Origin of the sequence: Pseudomonas sp. LS-2 (assembly GCF_003605735.1) — a bacterium.
Lineage (GTDB): Bacteria > Pseudomonadota > Gammaproteobacteria > Pseudomonadales > Pseudomonadaceae > Aquipseudomonas.
This window is the reverse complement of the sequence record NZ_QXTJ01000034.1, coordinates 29,687-47,397: the sequence shown is the minus strand read 5'-3', so window position 1 is coordinate 47,397 and position 17,711 is coordinate 29,687. Positions and strand designations below refer to the sequence as shown.

Sequence of the window (17,711 nt, the reverse complement as noted above, 5' to 3'; positions counted from 1 at the left end):
CGATCACGGCTTGGCGCCGTTCATCGACCATTCGTGATTTTTTCAAATCCTTTACCGCCGCCACCGGTCACACCCCTTAGAACGACTGGCGCCCACGCCAGCGCTCACCCCCACGAATCCATTTTTGAGAGGCACTGCCCATGAAGAACAAGATCAGTTGTGCACTGGCAATGGCTGGACTGACGTGCGCGTTGTCGATGCCGTTGATGGCCGCGACCAGTGAAACCGGCTCAAGCACTGGTTCCAATGACAGCAGCATGAACAACTCCGCCTCCGGTTCCGAATCTTCCCGGCCCAGCGGCACCAACGGCGCCAACACCAAAGGGACGGCCCTGCCCGGCTCTGGTGGCGAAGCGGGCAGCGGCGGCAATTCCAGCCCCGGCAACAAATCACCCTCCGGCGCCGGCTCCAGCTCCGACAGCGGCACTTCAGGATCGACCCGTTCCGGTAGCGGTTCGTAAGGGTTTGCCACTGCCAGTCAGCTGAAAAGCCTGCCGGCGATGGAGATCCTCAGATCGCTGTCGCCGGCAATTGCGCCGCGTGCGCCGACACGCCAAGCGCTTTCATCGCATTGACCTATGATTACCCTACTTCCTGGGAGCACACCGCTGACGCACGCTCTGAGCACACTGCTCGAGGTGGCGAGTGCACCCACTGGCTGACTCATAGGAGATGGACGAATGCAGGGCGGATTGCTACCTCAGAAGACACACGCTTTACGCCTCGCGCTTGCCTCCATTCCACTGCTCATCCCGCTTTCATCTTCAGCGACGGAAGGTGCGCTCGGTCGGCCGATTTCAGGCAGCGCAGTGAGTCCGAACATCGGGATCGTGCCACCGGAGCCAGGCTGGATCGTCAACTTCAACCAGATTCACTTCGACGGATCGCTCAGCGGCGACAAGGCCGCGCCCATCGCGGGCAATGTCGGACTGGGCATCGACGGCAGCCTCGATTTTACGATGGCGACGTTGATGAAGGTCTGGGAAACCAAGACCGGGCGCTGGAATTTTGCGTCCAGCTTCACCCTGCCCTACGTGGCCACTGACGTGAAAAGCCGGTTCAATACCAGCCGCTTCACGGGGGAGCTGAAGCAGAGTGACGATGGCCTGTTCGATCTTTACTTCACCCCGTTGATTGCCGGTTACCACTTTTCCCAGACCGCGCACGTCGCCTTGAGTCTCAACATCTGGGCGCCCACCGGCGACTATGACCCTGACCGGCTGGCCAACACCGGCCTGAACGTCTGGACCTTCGTACCTCAAATGGCTTACACGCACATATTCCCCAAGCAGGGGCTGCAACTGGATGCGGTGACCGCCGTGCAGTTCTACACCCGCAACGACGACACCGATTACAAGAACGCGCCCCTGTTCACCCTCGACCTGATGGGTCGCAAACTGTGGCGCAACGGGGTGGGTGCGGGCTTTGTGGTGGGCACGGTTCAGCAACTGGGCGACGACAAGGGAGACACCGCCGACAGCCTCAACGGTTTCCGTGGCCGCGACTGGGGCGCGGGCCCCATCGTGACCTACGACACCAAAGTCGGCACCTCCTCCCTGTCGCTGGGCTTGCGCTGGGTGCCCACCATCAGCAGTGAAAAGCGGCTCGACAGCAACGACACCGTGATGGGTTCGCTGACGCTGGTGTTTTAGTGGGGTGTTGATCTCCCACACGATGATCGTTCCCACGCTCCCCGCCGTAACGCTGCGATTGACGCTTCGCGTCATGAGGACGCGGAGCGTCCTGCAAGGCATTCCCACGCTGGAGCGTGGGGACGATCAAACCTCGCGTTTGCGGGCTTGGACGAGTCCTGTAGCAGTCCGGCTTGCCGGCGGTGACGCCCCCAAAATCGCTCGGATCAGCCAGCGTAGGCCGGGTAATCGGTAAAGCCTGCTTCGGTACCGCCGTAAAGCGTGGCCGGGTTCACCGGATTGAGTGGCCAGCCGTTGACGATGCGCGCCGGCAGGTCCGGGTTGGCGATGAAGGGACGACCGAACGCGATGAGGTCCGCCAGACCCGCTTCGACGAGCCGGGCGCCCCGCTCTGCCGTGTAACGGCCTGCGTAGATGATCCGGCCGCTGAAGGTCTCGCGCACGTCGCGGCGAAATGACTCCGGCAGATCGGGCGCGTTGTCCCAGTCGGCTTCGGCGATGGATACGTAGGCCGCGCCCGCTTTTTCCAGCACTTTGATCGCTTCGATGTAAGTGCGATGCGGATCGCTTTCGACCATGCCGATGTACACCCGGTCCTGGTCAGTGGTGGTGAACAGGGGCGTGAAACGCACACCCAGACGATCTGCACCAATCGCACTGGAAACCGCTTCGACGATTTCGCTCAGAAACCGCAGACGGTTTTCCAGCGATCCGCCGTATTCATCATCCCGCTGGTTGGCGTGCTCGGAGATGAACTGGTTGACCAGATAGCCGTTCGCTGCATGAATCTCGACCCCGTCGAACCCGGCAGCGATGGCGTTGCTCGCAGCGGTTGCGTAGAGCCGGACCAACTCCTTGATCTCCGCGACGGTCACTGCACGGGGCACCGACGGCATCACCAGTTCGCCCATGCCGGCACCGGTTTCGATGAAGGCTTTGGAGCTGGTGGTCTGAATCGCCGAAGGTGCGATGGGCGCATTCCCGTCGGGCTGCAGTGCGTGGTGAGACACACGACCGACATGCCAGAGCTGCGCAAAGATCACCCCGCCATCGGCGTGCACCGCGTCGGTCACTTTGCGCCAGCCTTCAATCTGCGCAGGGGTATAGATGCCGGGGGTCCAGGCATAACCCTGGCCGCGGGGTTCGATCTGCGTGCCTTCGGTGACCATGAAACCTGCCGACGCGCGCTGGCGGTAATACTCGGCCATCAGGTCTGAAGCGACATTGCCGGGCTGTGCGCTTCTCTGCCGGGTCAACGGCGGGAATACGATGCGGTTTTTCAACGTGTGTCCACCCAGATGTACGGGCGAGAACAGTGCTTCATGTTTCATAGGGTCAACTCCATAGTTTCAATTAAAAGAACATGTTTAATGATGTGCGTTTATGGGCAGACGCGTGCTGACCACCCGACCATTCGGGCACGGTGTTATGGCGTCTTCGATTAATACGGCTTCAGCGGATACAACTTCGATCCCTACGGTTTCGCGGGACAAACAAGATCAGGTGATTACATTCAAACTCTATAAGGGCCAGCCGTTATCGCGGTGCTGTTTCCCGCCCCTGACGCAGGACCAGAGCGGTCATTATTCTGGCGTCCTCGAAAGGCGCGGCGCTCTGCCTGATCTTGGCCATCACGCTTGCACCCAACCACAACGAATACAACCAGAACGCCACGCGCTTGGGCGGCTCGCTCACGTTCAGGGAACGCTGTTCAAGACCCAGGGCGATTGAGGCCGCCAGGGCTCCGATGATCCTTGATGTACCGCGCTCGAGCGCCAGGCGCATGGGCTCGGACAAGTCGGCCACCTCTGCGCCGAGCTTGACGGCCAGGCAATTCCCCGCATCGGTCTCGCCGGTCTGGTTATCGATCCAGCGCTGCCAGTACAACTCCAGTTTTTGCTGTTCAGTCAGGTTGACGCGGGCGAATATCCGGCCCATGTCTTCCATGTAAACGTCGAAATAACCGTCCAGCATGGCCACCCCGAATGCGTCCTTTGAGTTGAAGTAATGGTAGAAAGAACCTTTCGGAACTTTCGCGACTTTCAGCACTTCATTTAGGCCAACGGCCGAGTACCCTTTCTTGCCAATGATCGACTTCGCGACATCGAGAATATGCTGCCTGACACTTTTAACTTCGCTCACGGCCATTATCGTTGCCCTCTAAGTAGACCAGTCGTCTCACTCAATGAAGCGAATACTATGAGCGGGCAAAAACTTGCACAATGTCGAATCCGCAAGGATTTCGGACATTGCTCATGTCCGTCCCTTCGCCCAGAACCGCATTGACCGGTTTGTCGGTCACGGACATTGCCAAGCGCGTGACGCGCCATGACAATCCCCCCTCGCCCGTTCACCCGGAGAATCCTGATGCACAGCGTCGCGCTGGTCGTTCACCCCAACTTTCAGTCCCTGAGCCTCTCTCTGGGCTCGGTATTCGAATGCGCGAATCTCTTGCGGGGTGAACAGGCCTACGAATTTCATCTGGTGTCCCAGTCAGGCGGGGCGGTGATGTGCTCTCAGGGCTTTTCCGTTAACAGCAGCCCATGGCGGGCCGAAGGTTACGACACCGTCATTGTCAGTGGTTATCTGGAACTGGACACGCCGCAAGCCTCGCTACTGGAGCTGGTGCGCACCGCTGCGGCGAACTCCCGGCGTGTGGTGTCGCTGTGCGTCGGCGCCTTCGTGCTCGCCGAAGCGGGATTGCTGGAGGGCAAGCGCGCCACCATGCACTGGTTGCACGCCCCGGCCTTCAGGCAGCGTTATCCTCAGGTTCAGCTGGAAGAAGACCGCCTGTTCGTAGTGGACGGGCAGATCTGGACTGGCGCCGGCATGAGCGCTGGCCTGGACCTGGCGCTGGCCATGGTCGAAAACGATCTGGGCAGCGACCTCGCCCGCAGGATCGCTCGCAAGCTGATCATCTACCAGCGCCGTGGCAGCGAGCAGTCGCAGTTGTCCGCACTGCTGGAACTGGACCCCAAATCGGATCGTATCCAGCTGGCAATGGCCTATGCGCGGGAGAACCTGACCGACGACCTGTCGGTCGAGGCCCTCGCCGAAGTGGCGCGACTCAGCCCTCGTCAGTTCAGCCGGGTGTTTCGTGAAGAGACCGGAAAAACCCCGGCCAAGGCCATCGAAAGCCTGCGCCTGGAAGCGGCACGGGTGATGATGGAAACCAGCCGACATCCAGTGGAAGTGGTGGCCAAGGCGACTGGGTTCGGCGACCGGGAGCGCATGCGCCAGGCGTTTCTGCGCGCCTTCGGCAAGCCGCCCCAAGCCATGCAGAAAGCGTTATTCGCAGCGCCCGCGCAAGTGGAAGGCTGACAGAGCGTTACAGGCTCAGCGCATAGAACCGGGTATCGACCACCATCACCGGGAAACTGGCGGGCAGTTGAGTCTGTTCGATCAGGTCGAAACCGTGCTTTTCATAGAAGCGGTGGGCAGCCAGAAACTTCGCCGTCGTGCCCAGATAGATCGTCTTCACGCCGCGCTCCCGTGCGGCTGCAATGAGGCATTCGAGCAAGCGCGTGGCCACACCGAACTCGCGCCCCCGCCATGGGGCTGCTACGAACATCTTGCGCAGCGCCACATCGCCATTGCCGATGTCTTTCAGGCCAATGGTCCCGACCACTTCCCCCTGCTGTCGCGCGACCCAGAAATCGCCGGTGCCGGTCTGGTAGAACGAGGGGATCGCCATCAGGTCGGGCTGATCCTCGGCCGAGATCGCGATGCCGAATTCCTCACGCTGAATCGGCACGATCAGGTCGAGGATGCCTTGTTCATCGCCGGGGGCAAAACGCTCGATGCGGATGTCGGACATGGCGGAAAACGCTCCTGTGCAGGTTCAAAGGGCGTCATAGTGCATCGCGAATTTCTACCGGTAAAGACGCAACCACGATCACCCTCGACTCATCGCCGGATTTTGAAATCCCGAGGGTCGATCCCCCATTTGCGCAGCCGCGAAGCCAGCGTGGTCGGCTTGATTCCCAGCAACTGCGCGGCACCGCCCTCGCCAGAGATCTTGCCGGCCGTGCGCTTGAGCGTCGCCACGGCATTGGCCTTGAATCGCAGCATGAGCGTCTCGTCCGGCACCGGTTCGTCGCCATCGCCCGGGGTGGTCGGTACGGGGATCTGCAGGCGTGCCCCGGCCGACATCAAATCGTCGAAGTGCAGACGCCCGTCCTGGGACACGATCATCTGTCGCTCGATGACGTTCTCCAGTTCGCGAATGTTGCCCGGCCACGGATAGCGCTTGAGCAGTTCGACTTGCGCCAGCGGCAGGCGCACGCCGGTCTTGTTGAACGCCACTGATGCCCGTCGCAGAAAGTGGCTCGCCAGCAATGGAATGTCATCGATGCGCTCGCGAAGCGGCACCGAACGCACCGGGAAAACGTTGAGGCGAAAATACAGGTCCTCGCGAAATCCGCCTTCGCCGATCATGGCGCGCAGATCACGGTTGGTCGCCGCGATGACCCGCACGTCCACCACCCGTGTGACGTTGTCGCCCACCCGCTCGAACTGCTGATCCTGAAGCACTCGGAGCAGCTTGCTCTGCAATTCCAGCGGAATCTCACCGACCTCGTCGAGGAACAGTGTGCCGCCATCAGCCAGCTCGAAACGGCCCATCCGAGTGGCGACCGCACCGGTAAAAGCGCCTTTGACGTGGCCGAAGAATTCGCTCTCGAACAGGTCACGTGGAATGGCCGCGCAGTTGACCCGAATCAGCGGACGATCGCGGCGGCGACTGCTGGCGTGAATCGCGCGGGCGATCAACTCTTTGCCGGTGCCGGACTCACCGCTGATCAAGACGTTGGCATCGGTCGGCGCCACCAGCTCGATCTGCCGGATCAAGTGCAGCACCGCCGGGCTTTCGCCGACGATTTCATGGTGGTTGCGCTCGGCCTTGATCTCTTCCTGCAGGTACTGGTTCTCCACCTCCAGCCGCTGCTTGAGTTGCTCGACTTCATTCAGGGCTTCACGCAGGCGCTGCTCGGCCAACTGGCGTTCGCGAATGTCGCGGAACAGCACCACCGCACCCACCAGACGGCCCATCTCGAAAATCGGCGTGCTGGTGTATTCCACCGCGATGGCTTCGCCGTTCTTGTGCCAGAACACTTCGTTGTCCACTCGGTGCACTTGCCCGTCGCTGAACGAGGCATGAATGGGGCACTGCAGAACCGGAAACTGCGTACCGTCGCTGTGGCTGTGATGGAACAGCTGATGGGCATCGTGACCGACCATGTCGGCAGCGCTCCAGCCCAGGATGCGTTCGGCCGCCGGGTTGATGAACGTGGTCTGGCCCTTGGCGTCGAGGCCGTAGATCCCCTCGCCGACGGCGCCGAGGATCATCCGGTTCTGTCGCTCGATGCGCTCGAAGACCTGTGAAATACGCTCCCACCCGACATGCCCCAGGCGATGCTGGCGTCGCGCTTCGGATCGGTTGCGCCGGGTTTCCAGCAGGTCCCTTTGCTGGATCGTGAACAGGATGCGCCTGCCGTCAGCCAACGCACTGGCGCTGACTTCCACCGCGTGCTGACGCCGGCTGAGGTCCACCAGCACCAGGTCGTCCGACCAGGCCTGGCCCTGCGTCAGCACCTCGTCGCTGAAGCTGACCCAGAGTGACAGGCCTTCACCGAGAAAATGGCTGAAGCGCGTGGGCACTGCTTCGTCTTGATGACAGCCCAGCAACGCGAGCGCTGCCGCGTTCGCCTGTACCAATGCGTCGGCCTGGGGATCGACGAGCAGCATGCCCTGAGACGCGCAGTCGATGGCCTCATCAATGAATCGCAGCCCGGTCATTGCGGTTACCCCTCTGGTTGAACGCCACGCGAATGCCCTCGGAAAATACGAATATTCGTAATTAAATTCACCACATTTCGTCATTGACGAAATTTCGTGAGTTCACATGTCAACCGGTCAAGCTGGAAAGTCTTTCGTTTTCAACGCGTTAGCCGATCCCGCAAAACTGGCACATCTCTCGCTATAGCCCCTTCAAGGAACGCTGCCTTCCGACCGCGTCCGGCCAATCACTTATCGCAGAGNCATGGCCGCCAAGGCACGTCTGAACCTGAGCTGGGACAGCCTCGCCGATGCGGCGGAAAAGGCGCCAGTGTGGGTCGCTTCCGTCTGCTATGGCATGAACAGCGCCCCGGCAGACGTCGCAGCGCGGATCTGCAAGGCGCTGGAGCTGGGGGACGATGTGGCGGCGGCGCTGACCGTGTTCCCGACCAAGGCATGGGATCAGGCCATCCCGCAGGATCCGCTGATCTATCGCCTGTACGAACTGGTTGGCGTGTACGGCCCGACCCTCAAAGACGTGATCCAGGAAAAATTCGGCGACGGCATCATGAGCGCCATCGACTTTTCGATGCACGTCGACAAGGTCGAAGACCCCAAGGGCGATCGCGTGCTGGTCACCCTGAACGGCAAGTTCCTGCCCTACCGCTCCTGGTAAGCGCGTCTTTTCATCACGCCCATCGAAGTCGCTCACGCTCGCCACGAGGTCATCCCGATGTCATATCTGCTTCCGTTCGAATTCGTCACCAAGATGGTCGACGCCGGCGAATCCAAGATTCACATGTCCACTCGCGATACGCTGATTCGCGCCTACATGGCCGGGGCCATCCTGGCGCTGGCGGCCGTGTTCGCGGTGACCATCGCCGTACAGACCGGCTCGGCGCTGCTCGGTGCAGTGCTGTTCCCGGTGGGGTTCTCGATGCTCTATCTGATGGGCTTCGACCTGCTCACCGGTGTGTTCGTGTTGACACCGCTGGCCCTGCTGGACAAACGCCCCGGCGTCACGATCAACCGGGTGTTGAACAACTGGGGGCTGGTGTTCATCGGCAACTTCGCCGGCGCCCTGACGGTGGCATTCATGATGGCGTTCGTCTTCACCTACGGCTTCAACGCGCCGCCTGGCGCGGTGGGGGACAAGATCGCCAGCATCGGCGAGGCCCGCACACTGGGCTATGCGCACTACGGCGTGGGTGGCTGGTTCACGATTTTCCTGCGCGGCATGCTGTGCAACTGGATGGTGTCGATGGGCGTGGTCGGCGCCATGATCTCAACCTCGGTGAGCGGCAAGGTCATCGCGATGTGGATGCCGATCATGCTGTTCTTCTTCATGGGCTTCGAGCATTCGGTGGTGAACATGTTCCTGTTCCCCTCGGCGATGATCATGGGCGGCGGGTTTTCGGTCATGGATTACCTGGTCTGGAACGAAATCCCGACCGTGCTGGGCAATCTGGTGGGTGGTCTGGCCTTCACCGGGCTTACGCTGTACAGCACCCATATCCGCACGGCCGCCAGGCGCAACGTCGTCGAGCACCCGCAACGGCGAGCCACCGCGGCGAGCGCTGCAGTGACTGGCGCTACGGTCACCGGCTCTCCGGTTTCCAGCGCTCGTGCAGCGGCTGAACGTTGAGGCTGCCCTCTTCCTCCAGCCAGGTGCGGAACAGCAGGACTGTGTCGTCCGCCAGCTTCTCGGTGGGCACGTAGGTGCAATAGCTGCGCGACAGCAGACGAGGCTGGGCGAACGGGATGACCAATCGCCCGGCCGCAAGGTCGCTGGACACCAGCGCAGTGGGCCCCATGGCGACGCCCAGTCCGTCGATGGCCGCTTGCAAGGTCAGGTAGAAATGATCGAACACCACATTGGCCACCGGCTTGAGCGCGGGAAGACTGGCGCTGGCCAGCCAGTCGGGCCACAGCCGGGGCAGGCTGGAGGTGTGCAATAACGTGTGCCGCCGCAGGTCTTCAGGCACCAGGAGCGGCATTCGCTGCAACAACGCCGGGCTGCAGACAGGCACTCTTTCCTCGGTCAGAAAGGCGCGGGTCGCATAGCCGTAAAGCGTATCCGGGCCGCCACGAATCACGATGTCGCAAGGTTCCTTCAACCGTTCCACCGGTTTGTTCGAGGTCTGAATCTGCACCTCGATGCCGGGATAGCGGTCGCGAAAGGTTTCGAGTCTCGGCACCAGCCAGCGCAACGTGAATGTCGCCGGCGCGCTGACGGACAACGTGCGCGGAACCGAGCCTGGCGAGCCGAACTGTGCCGTGGCTTGCGAAAGCTGCTCGAACAACGGGCCGATTTCAGCCAGGTAGGCCTTCGCCGCTGCCGTCAGCACCACTCGCCGATTGTGCCGCTCGAACAAGGGCGCGCCCAACCAGTCCTCCAGCAGACGAACGCTCTGACTGATCGCCCCCTGAGTGACATGCAGTTCCGCCGCTGCCTCTTTGAAACTGCACAGTCGGCCTGCAGCCTCGAAGGCTCGCAATGCGTTGAGAGGGGGCAGCACTCGTTTCATTCGCAATAGTTCTTTTGATGTGAAGCGGCAATTTATCTGGTTTGTCAGCGCGCACCAAGATAGATAATTTGCCGATCATACAAGCGTCGATCAGACAACGCTTGCCTCTGCCCCAGCGTTCAGCGGTATCTATAGCGCTGGACCTTTCCCCCACTGCCCCCGACCGGAAAACCGCCATGCTCAGTGCCACCGGAGGTCTCGTCCTCCTTGCTGCCGTCCTTCATGCAGCCTGGAATGCGATGTTGCATGGCAACCGCGACCGCTTCTTGTCCATGACCTGGATGAGCATCGTGATCGCCGTGGTGTCAACGGTGGCAGTGCGGGTGCTGCCAGCCCCGGATTCGGGGGCATGGCCGTACATCGTGGCGTCGGGGCTGGTGCATATCGTCTACAACATGAGTTTGATACGCGCCTACCAACGCAGTGACCTGTCGGTGGCCTACGCCATCGCCCGGGGTTCGTCGCCATTGCTTGTGACCCTCGGCGCGGCGCTGTTTGCGCAGGAAGGCATCAGTGCGCTGCACGGTCTTGGGATCGCCTTGATATCGGGGGGGATTCTGACCCTCGCCCTCCTTGACCGGCACGTGTCCCGAGCGGACATCCTGACCGCGCTCTCCACCGGCGCAATCATCGCGCTCTACACCGTGATCGACGGTATCGGGGTACGCCAATCCAACGGCCAGGCCATGGCGTACACCGCGTGGATGTTCATGTTCTATTGGTCGATGCCGGTGCTGTTCGTCGCCAGTCGCGGGCTTGCGGCGCTGGTCGGTCCGACCCGCACTCACCCCGCTGCCGTGGCCTCTTCGCTGGGTGGGGGGCTGGTGTCCATCGGTGCCTATGGCATCGTGATCTGGGCCATGCAATCGGGCGCCATGGGCGGGGTGTCCGCCCTGCGCGAAACCAGTGTGGTGTTCGCCGCGTTGATCGGGCGGATCTTCCTCGGCGAAGCGATGAGTGCGAGGCGCTGGATCGTCTGCGTCGTGGTTGCCGTCGGTGCGGTGTTGCTGGGACTTTAGGCTGAGGGTTGAACCGGCTGAGCCTGGAGGGTCATGACCATCTCATGCCAGGCCATGCCACCGTGGTCCGAAGGAGACGGCTGAACGTAGCGATAGCCCATGCGCTCATAGAGCGGCACATGGCGCTCCTTGCACATCAGGTGGAGGGTTGTTTTGTGCAGGTCGGTCATGCGCTGAACGAACTCGCGCATCAGCAGCGTCGCGTAACCCTTGCCCTGAAATGCCGGATCGACCACCACCGACATGATCACCACATTCGGCGCCTCGGCCGAGTGGCCCACCAGTTCCTTGAACGCCTCGTCCGACATCACCACCTCATGGGCGCAGCCGCTGTTGATGAAACCGACGACTTGCCCGGCGTCTTCGAGAATCAGAAAGCCTTGCGGGTACTGGGCGATGCGCGTCTGGATCTTCTCCAGCGTCGCCGCTTCGTCCCCTTCGTAGGCAGTGGATTCGATCTGATAGCAGCGCGGCGCGTCAGACGGCACGGCGTTGCGAAACGTGAGGGTGGGCATAGGGAGTTCCTGTTGGCGGAGACATGTGCAGGCGTTGCTCGGCGCATTGTCCATATTGGTTCGGCGAGCGCCAGTTCCCGGTCGATGTTTTTTTGCCGCAAGGCGAAGATGGGTGATTGCAATATCAGTCATGTCCGAGACATTGATCCCGGCGGCGCCGAGACGCGCGCATCACCGAAAGCCGAAAAGTGCGGCGATGTGGACGCGGAGCGTCCCGGGCGGCATTCCCACGCTGGAGCGCGGGAACGATCATGACGACGTTTGATTCTGGCCGAAGGCCGTAGCAGCCCGGCTTGCCGGCGGCAGCGATTCTGTAGGCGCCACTGCCGGCGAGCCGGACGGTTCAAGGCCCGGCTGGAAATATCCGGTCACACGGTGAATTATTTGCCCTTTCCCCGTATCTGATTCGAAGTAGCCCATGCCAGCAAATCGCTAGCGTCGACTGAGCGCGACGGTCGTCCGTCTCTTCCTGTGCGGCGCCAGGGTTTGCGGCAAGGAAGATCAGTAACAGGGAATCGGTCATGAAATCACGTAAGAAAAGCGTCAGTCCCATCGGATTGAACGACATCACCATCGTCGACGACGCCAAGATGCGCAAGGCGATCACCGCCGCTGCGCTGGGCAACGCGATGGAATGGTTTGACTTTGGCGTCTATGGCTTTGTGGCCTATGTGCTGGGCAAGGTGTTCTTCCCCGGTGCCGACCCCAGCGTACAGATGATCGCCGCATTGGCGACCTTCTCGGTGCCCTTCCTGATACGCCCGCTGGGCGGGCTGTTCTTCGGCGCCCTGGGCGACAAGTACGGACGACAGAAAGTCCTCGCCGCGACCATCGTGATCATGTCCCTGAGCACCACCGCCATCGGCCTGATCCCTTCCTATGATTCGATTGGCATCTGGGCGCCGATCCTGCTGTTGCTCGCGAAAATGGCCCAGGGATTTTCGGTCGGTGGCGAGTACACCGGCGCCTCGATCTTCGTCGCTGAATATGCCCCGGACCGCAAGCGCGGCTTCCTCGGCAGTTGGCTGGACTTCGGCTCCATCGCCGGTTTCGTCCTCGGCGCGGGCATCGTGGTGCTGATTTCCACAGTCATCGGCGAAGAGCAGTTCCAGGCCTGGGGCTGGCGCCTGCCGTTCTTCCTCGCCCTGCCGCTGGGCATGCTGGGTCTTTACCTGCGTAACGCCCTCGAAGAAACCCCGGCGTTCCAGCAGCATGTCGAAAAGCTCGAACAGGGCGACCGCGAAGGCCTGTCAGGCGGCCCGAAAGTGTCGTTCAAGGAAGTGGCGACCAAGCACTGGCGCAGCCTGATCACCTGCATCGGCATCGTGGTGGCGACCAACGTCACCTATTACATGCTGCTGACCTACATGCCCAGCTACCTCTCGCACAACCTGCATTACAGCGAAAACCATGGCGTGCTGATCATCATCGCGATCATGGTCGGCATGCTGTTCGTCCAGCCACTGATCGGCTTCATCAGTGACAAGATCGGCCGCCGGCCTTTCATCATCGTGGGCAGCGTCGCGCTGTTTCTGCTGGCGATTCCAGCGTTCATGCTGATCATCAGCGGCAAGATCGGTTTGATCTTCGCCGGCCTGCTGATTCTGGCGGTGGTGCTGAACTTCTTCATCGGCGTCATGGCGTCCACCCTGCCAGCGATGTTCCCCACCCACATCCGGTACAGCGCGCTGGCCAGCGCCTTCAACGTCTCGGTGCTGATCGCCGGCCTGACCCCGACCCTGGCCGCCTGGCTGGTGGAGACCACTGAAAACCTGTACATGCCGGCCTACTACCTGATGGTCATCGCAGTGATCGGCCTGATGACTGGCCTGACCATGAAAGAAACCGCCAACAAACCCCTGCGCGGCGCAGCGCCTGCGGCGTCCAACATCGAGGAAGCGCGGGAGTTGCTGGAGGATTACCACGACAACATCGAACAGAAGATCGAAGACATCGACGCGCAAATCGCCGAACTCGAAGCCAAACGCAAGGACCTGGCGCAACAGCATCCGCGGATCGACTGAGGGGTTGATCATAGGCCGCCCCGCCATGGGGTGGCCTTGCGGCGATTGTCTGCAAGCTGTTACTGCCCAAGGCAGAACAGATCGCCTTCGACATCCGTTTCGCCGTGTTTGCGGCCTTGTGCAGCGCTATCGTAGACCACCAGCAAAGACGGCTCAGTGGCCTCACCCGATTGGAACAGACACATCCCTTCGGCGTGGTCATCGCCTTGTCCGAACGGAATATCCAGTACGCTTTCCAGTTGATCGGCGAAGATCACGCTTTCGCCATCCGCCGTGAAGCCGCCCCGCCACCGGAACACGGTGACAGGACCATCAAGATCCATTGTCGGCCCGGCCAGGATCAGCAGATCGTCACCCTGCATGCACAGATCGCGTATTCCCAGACCGTTGAGAGCCAGAAAGTGCTTTCGATATCGCCGCCCATTCGGGCCGATTTTCTTCAGCACGAGGGTGTCGGTCGAGCCGGCGCTCAGTTCGGGTTCGATTTCCAGTAGCACCGCCCATCCGCGCAAAACAGGCCCACGCAGTCCCAGTAAAAGTCGAGATCCGATAACCACCAGCCCCTCAATGTCAAAGCCGTTGTCCTTACCGGGGATGCGAAGAAAGTCGCGCAGCTGATCGTCGGCCGCGATCTCGGTCGTCAGATCATTACCGGTTTCGTCTCCACGCAAGAGGGCTGCAGTCCGGGCGTCAGCGTCCACCTTTCGAGCGAGGACATCGCCGTCAGGCTGTCGTACCAGCGGGATTCGCGCCAGGGTAAAGCGGTTGCCGTCCGCCGTGACCGTCGACAGCCGCTTGATGTTCTTCTCGGCCGTTCTATCGACTTCGGGCTTCTTGCGTTTGAGGCTGTGGGACCCGGTCAGCCAGAGGTAGCCGGATTCAGGCGCGAAGGCCACGCCCTCGATATCGATCTCGGCTTCGGGATCTTTCAGCGGCAGATTCAGCAAATCCAGCAGTGAAAACGAACGGTGTTCATTGCAAAGGATCGCCTGCCCCACTGCCGCCGTTTGAATGTTCAGACGCTCGAGACTCGTGGTTTCGTCGTTGGCCAGCCAGAGTGAGTTGCCAATCTGCACCGCCACCGACAGACCGTCGCGCAACGACGCATTCGCCGGGTCGAAACTCAGCATCGCCACCTTGCATCGTTTGCTCATGTGACCTCCTGTCTTTCATCGATCAGCAACGGACCAAAGCACGCGTGGCTAGCCGCACTGGAGCAGTGAAAGTCTGTTGGTTCGAGGCTAGTCGCTGGTGGATCTAAATCAAGACCGCCAACGACTATCTTCGTGTCGAGGGTGAACGTTGATCCTTTACTCAACGTTTACGGAGTCTGGACGTTCGTTTACACCGATCCGGTGTTTCATACACCCATGGCGAACCCAAACACATCGCCAGAGGAGACACCATGTTTTCGAAGATGACCCAAGCCTTGATCCTGTCCGGTTGCCTGCTCGCTGCGGGCGCCGCCAGCGCCAGCGAGCGCAACGTGGTAGTGCCAGTCATCGCGGGGGCCGCCGTCGGGGCAGTTCTGGCCACCGTGATCAGCAACTCGAACCACGATCACTATCGCCCGCAATACCAGCAATACCGGCCACAACCCCGTTATCAGCCGGTGTACCAGCCAGTGGCCTATGTGCCGGTGGCGCCTCGGGTCGAGTACCGTCGCTTCGCCCCGCCACCGCCCCATCGCTATTACAACGGCGGCCATGATCGCGGGTATGACCATCGCTACGACCATGGCCGTGGGGATGGCCGCTGGTAAGTCCCGCCCGGCAAAAGGCCGCTGCCATCACTGGCAGCGGCCTTTTCGTTCGTATCGCGCACCGCTGTCCTGACTCGAGCATCGAGTGAGCATCGGCCGATTGCATCAGGCAATGTGCTGACATCGGTCTAACCTGACTAGGCACGCGATACGAACGGCCTGCCAGGTGAATCAAATGCACCGATTATGGAAGCGTTATCTGGAGCTGCTGGACAACGATGTCAGCCCGAAGATATTCGACAATTTCAAGAACATGGTGCTGTGCGCATTGCTGCTGGCCGCAGGTACCGACGCCCTGCGCAGCGGCCATCATGTGTTCATGAGCCCGATGGCGGCCGGCACGACCGGTTGGGGCTTGATCGTGCTCTCCGGCATTCTCATGGTGTTGAACATCAGCGATGGCATTCGTCGGCTGTCCCGCCTGCGCTACCACACCGTCCTGCAAATCCTGATCGTGGTCGTCTACGTGGTCGTTTCCGAACGCGTGGTCGAAATGGTCTGGACCTACCGGGCGGATTGAGGCGCCGAGAGGGTCAGCACGAAGCGCCGTTCAGTGCCGATCTGTTGCGCCTCCCATCGCGGTTCGGGGACGAACCCGCAGCGATCCAGCACTTTCTGTGACCCGATATTGTCCGGATAGACATACGCAACCAACGCGGTCAGTGCCCAACGCGACCGAGCCTGCTGGATCAGATGTTTGAGCGCCAGCGTCGCCACGCCCTTGCCGCACGCCTCCTGGCCCACTCGATAGCCGACTTCCGCCAGGCCCTGTGCCGAGTCGATGGCTTTCAGGTTGGCCCGGCCAACGATCCGCCCGGTCGGGTCCTGAATCACGAACGGGTGCCAGATGCCGCTGGCAAAGTCGGACAGATAACGCTCGATGTGCTCGGCGACTCCCGCAGACGTGTAGAACGCGGGGTCGCGCGCATCGATTTGCGACTCGAACCATTCGCGGTTGTGGGCTTCGAACGCCAGCAATGCGTCGGTATCGCCACTGCTCAGTTCACGAACGCTGAAAGACTGCATGGATCACATCCCTTGTGGTGTTCATCAAACGCTGCCGAGGGCGTCGGCACGCAAAACAGCGTCGCCAGTCTGCCCGAAAATCACGACGCACACAGTCGTCCTGTCGTGAACGTCGGGTTCGGGCAGTGGCAGTGCTTGGCCCGGTCTCAGGCAGGCTGGTCGACGACCTCGATCCGGGTCAGCCCCACCCGCTCGGCCTGCTTGGCAATTTCCTCCGGTGTGGCTTCTGCGTTCGGCATGATCAGGCTGTTTTCGCTGTCGCCGAAGTGCAGTTGCAGCAAGTGCATGGCCGCTTCGTGCAGCGGCAGATGCGGCTGTTTGAGTTCGAAAGCATGGGTGCGGGGCTCGCCGTTGAACAGGTAGTGCAGGGTGTAGGTGCGCATGGGTGAATCCTCGTGCTGAGAGTAAGGAACCTGACATCCTGACTAGCTGGTCAGTTTTTAGTTCAGACCCGTTCATGCCACGCCCGACCCCGCGTCGGATGGCTTTATGGCTTTCCGTGCACCGTGCGTGCGAACGGATCAACGCTGCATGAGTTGCATCTGTTGACGATAGTCATCCGTCACCTGCCGCGCCTGATTGGCTCCGGCGACCACGCGCGGGGTGATCAGCACGATCGCATTTGCGCTTGATTAAAAACGGTGGCGCCGTTAAACAGGGCACATAAAACCGATGCTCCTGTCGTCATGCGACGAGCACTGCGGCATCTCGACATGAACGTCGCCGAGCCGCGGAAAGACCTGCAAGCAATGGAGGCGCCAGAAAACCGTTTATGCCAGGACAAACACCAGACACCGCTCCCCGAACCCGCCGAGCCCCCAAAGGCGAAAAACGCCGAGAAGAACTGTTGGACGCCGCACTCGGGCTGTACTCGATAGAAGGCTACGCCGGCGCATCCATTGCCCGGATCGCCGACCTCGTCGGCATTTCCGTGGCCGGCGTGCTGCACCACTTCCCTAACAAGGTCGCACTGTTGATGGCCGTGCTCACACGCCGGGACGAGGTCAACCAGAAAGTGGCCGATCAGATGCAGATCGAACCGACCCTTGATGGCTTCATCGAAGGGTTGCAGCAGATCAATCGTTCGAACGCCACCGCGCCCGGCGTGATTCGCGCGTTCAGCATTCTCAATGCCGAGAGTCTGGTGGACAGCCACCCGGCCTGGGAGTGGTTCCAGTCGCGCTATCAGATGATCCATGAACGCATGCGCGCCCGCCTCGACTACCTCGTGGCATCCGGAGAAGTACGCGGCGATGTGGATCTGGACGGGATCATCCAGCAAGTGCTGGCAATGATGGACGGCTTGCAGCTGCAATGGCTGCGCTTTCCGGAAAAGGTCGACCTGGTGAAGAACTTTGAAAGCTACATGGCCCAGGTCAAGCGGGACATTCAAGCGTAAAAAAGGGGTGA

General features: G+C 61.1%; 19 protein-coding genes and 1 pseudogene. 10 read left to right on the top strand and 10 right to left on the bottom strand.

The genetic code is table 11. The annotated features are described in order from the left end of the window. Positions 1 to 76: 76 nt before the first annotated feature. Complete coding sequence (locus tag D3M70_RS31770) at positions 77 to 259, bottom strand: hypothetical protein (protein WP_133306500.1); 183 nt, start codon at positions 257 to 259, stop codon at positions 77 to 79. On the opposite strand from D3M70_RS31770, the gene D3M70_RS31765 reads away from it, so the two are divergent. Beyond that, positions 258 to 461, top strand: coding sequence for a hypothetical protein (locus D3M70_RS31765; RefSeq protein WP_133306499.1), 204 nt, complete (start codon positions 258 to 260; stop codon positions 459 to 461). The genes D3M70_RS31770 and D3M70_RS31765 overlap by 2 nt on opposite strands. Positions 462 to 809: 348 nt before the next feature. Then, positions 810 to 1,652 (top strand): transporter, encoded by an 843-nt coding sequence (locus D3M70_RS20120; RefSeq protein ID WP_218568442.1) that lies wholly within the window; start codon positions 810 to 812, stop codon positions 1,650 to 1,652. Between the two features lie 206 nt (positions 1,653 to 1,858). Here D3M70_RS20120 and D3M70_RS20115 read toward each other — a convergent pair whose 3' ends face one another. Beyond that, positions 1,859 to 2,983: an alkene reductase gene (locus D3M70_RS20115; RefSeq protein WP_120127439.1), complete on the bottom strand. Its 1,125-nt coding sequence runs from the start codon at positions 2,981 to 2,983 to the stop codon at positions 1,859 to 1,861. 205 nt (positions 2,984 to 3,188) lie between these two features. Continuing rightward, positions 3,189 to 3,800 (bottom strand): TetR/AcrR family transcriptional regulator, encoded by a 612-nt coding sequence (locus tag D3M70_RS20110; RefSeq protein WP_120127438.1) that lies wholly within the window; start codon positions 3,798 to 3,800, stop codon positions 3,189 to 3,191. A 219-nt stretch (positions 3,801 to 4,019) separates the two neighbouring features. On the opposite strand from D3M70_RS20110, the gene D3M70_RS20105 reads away from it, so the two are divergent. Continuing rightward, positions 4,020 to 4,973 (top strand): GlxA family transcriptional regulator, encoded by a 954-nt coding sequence (locus tag D3M70_RS20105; protein ID WP_120127437.1) that lies wholly within the window; start codon positions 4,020 to 4,022, stop codon positions 4,971 to 4,973. 7 nt (positions 4,974 to 4,980) lie between these two features. Here the strand turns inward: D3M70_RS20105 and D3M70_RS20100 are convergent, their stop codons facing one another. Continuing rightward, on the bottom strand, positions 4,981 to 5,469 hold the full coding sequence (locus D3M70_RS20100; RefSeq protein WP_120127436.1) for a GNAT family N-acetyltransferase: 489 nt from the start codon (positions 5,467 to 5,469) through the stop codon (positions 4,981 to 4,983). An 89-nt stretch (positions 5,470 to 5,558) separates the two neighbouring features. After that, entirely contained in the window at positions 5,559 to 7,448 is a 1,890-nt protein-coding gene (locus tag D3M70_RS20095) for a sigma-54-dependent Fis family transcriptional regulator (protein WP_120127435.1), read from the bottom strand. A 244-nt stretch (positions 7,449 to 7,692) separates the two neighbouring features. Between D3M70_RS20095 and cynS the strand changes: the two genes are divergently transcribed. After that, positions 7,693 to 8,103, top strand: coding sequence for a cyanase (cynS, locus tag D3M70_RS20090; RefSeq protein WP_120127434.1), 411 nt, complete (start codon positions 7,693 to 7,695; stop codon positions 8,101 to 8,103). Positions 8,104 to 8,160: 57 nt separating this feature from the next. Next, positions 8,161 to 8,961, top strand: a pseudogene (locus tag D3M70_RS20085) (formate/nitrite transporter family protein); the annotation flags it as partial. Positions 8,962 to 9,025: 64 nt separating this feature from the next. On the opposite strand, the gene gcvA reads toward D3M70_RS20085, so the two are convergent. Beyond that, positions 9,026 to 9,955 carry a transcriptional regulator GcvA gene (gcvA, locus tag D3M70_RS20080; protein WP_120127433.1) on the bottom strand — a complete coding sequence of 310 codons (930 nt, stop codon included), beginning with the start codon at positions 9,953 to 9,955 and terminating at the stop codon, positions 9,026 to 9,028. Positions 9,956 to 10,131: 176 nt separating this feature from the next. Here gcvA and D3M70_RS20075 point away from each other — a divergent pair, with 176 nt between their 5' ends. After that, on the top strand, positions 10,132 to 10,974 hold the full coding sequence (locus tag D3M70_RS20075; protein ID WP_120127432.1) for a DMT family transporter: 843 nt from the start codon (positions 10,132 to 10,134) through the stop codon (positions 10,972 to 10,974). On the opposite strand, the gene D3M70_RS20070 is transcribed toward D3M70_RS20075, so the two are convergent. Then, positions 10,971 to 11,489, bottom strand: coding sequence for a GNAT family N-acetyltransferase (locus D3M70_RS20070; RefSeq protein ID WP_120127431.1), 519 nt, complete (start codon positions 11,487 to 11,489; stop codon positions 10,971 to 10,973). The genes D3M70_RS20075 and D3M70_RS20070 overlap by 4 nt on opposite strands. A 521-nt stretch (positions 11,490 to 12,010) precedes the next feature. Between D3M70_RS20070 and proP the strand changes: the two genes are divergently transcribed. Beyond that, positions 12,011 to 13,513, top strand: coding sequence for a glycine betaine/L-proline transporter ProP (gene proP, locus D3M70_RS20065; protein ID WP_120127430.1), 1,503 nt, complete (start codon positions 12,011 to 12,013; stop codon positions 13,511 to 13,513). 59 nt (positions 13,514 to 13,572) lie between these two features. On the opposite strand, the gene D3M70_RS20060 is transcribed toward proP, so the two are convergent. Beyond that, entirely contained in the window at positions 13,573 to 14,667 is a 1,095-nt protein-coding gene (locus tag D3M70_RS20060) for a DUF3616 domain-containing protein (RefSeq protein ID WP_120127429.1), read from the bottom strand. A 251-nt stretch (positions 14,668 to 14,918) separates the two neighbouring features. Between D3M70_RS20060 and D3M70_RS20055 the strand changes: the two genes are divergently transcribed. Together D3M70_RS20055 and D3M70_RS20050 are read left to right on the top strand one after the other, a co-directional pair. Next, on the top strand, positions 14,919 to 15,275 hold the full coding sequence (locus D3M70_RS20055; protein ID WP_120127428.1) for a hypothetical protein: 357 nt from the start codon (positions 14,919 to 14,921) through the stop codon (positions 15,273 to 15,275). A gap of 175 nt (positions 15,276 to 15,450) precedes the next feature. Next, positions 15,451 to 15,795: a hypothetical protein gene (locus tag D3M70_RS20050; RefSeq protein ID WP_120127427.1), complete on the top strand. Its 345-nt coding sequence runs from the start codon at positions 15,451 to 15,453 to the stop codon at positions 15,793 to 15,795. Here the strand turns inward: D3M70_RS20050 and D3M70_RS20045 are convergent. Next, positions 15,780 to 16,301 (bottom strand): GNAT family N-acetyltransferase, encoded by a 522-nt coding sequence (locus tag D3M70_RS20045; RefSeq protein ID WP_120127426.1) that lies wholly within the window; start codon positions 16,299 to 16,301, stop codon positions 15,780 to 15,782. The two genes, D3M70_RS20050 and D3M70_RS20045, sit on opposite strands and share 16 nt — an antisense overlap. Before the next feature lie 146 nt (positions 16,302 to 16,447). Then, complete coding sequence (locus D3M70_RS20040) at positions 16,448 to 16,684, bottom strand: hypothetical protein (protein ID WP_120127425.1); 237 nt, start codon at positions 16,682 to 16,684, stop codon at positions 16,448 to 16,450. A 389-nt stretch (positions 16,685 to 17,073) separates the two neighbouring features. Between D3M70_RS20040 and D3M70_RS20035 the strand changes: the two genes are divergently transcribed. Then, complete coding sequence (locus D3M70_RS20035) at positions 17,074 to 17,700, top strand: TetR/AcrR family transcriptional regulator (RefSeq protein ID WP_120127424.1); 627 nt, start codon at positions 17,074 to 17,076, stop codon at positions 17,698 to 17,700. The last annotated feature ends 11 nt before the right edge of the window (positions 17,701 to 17,711 follow it).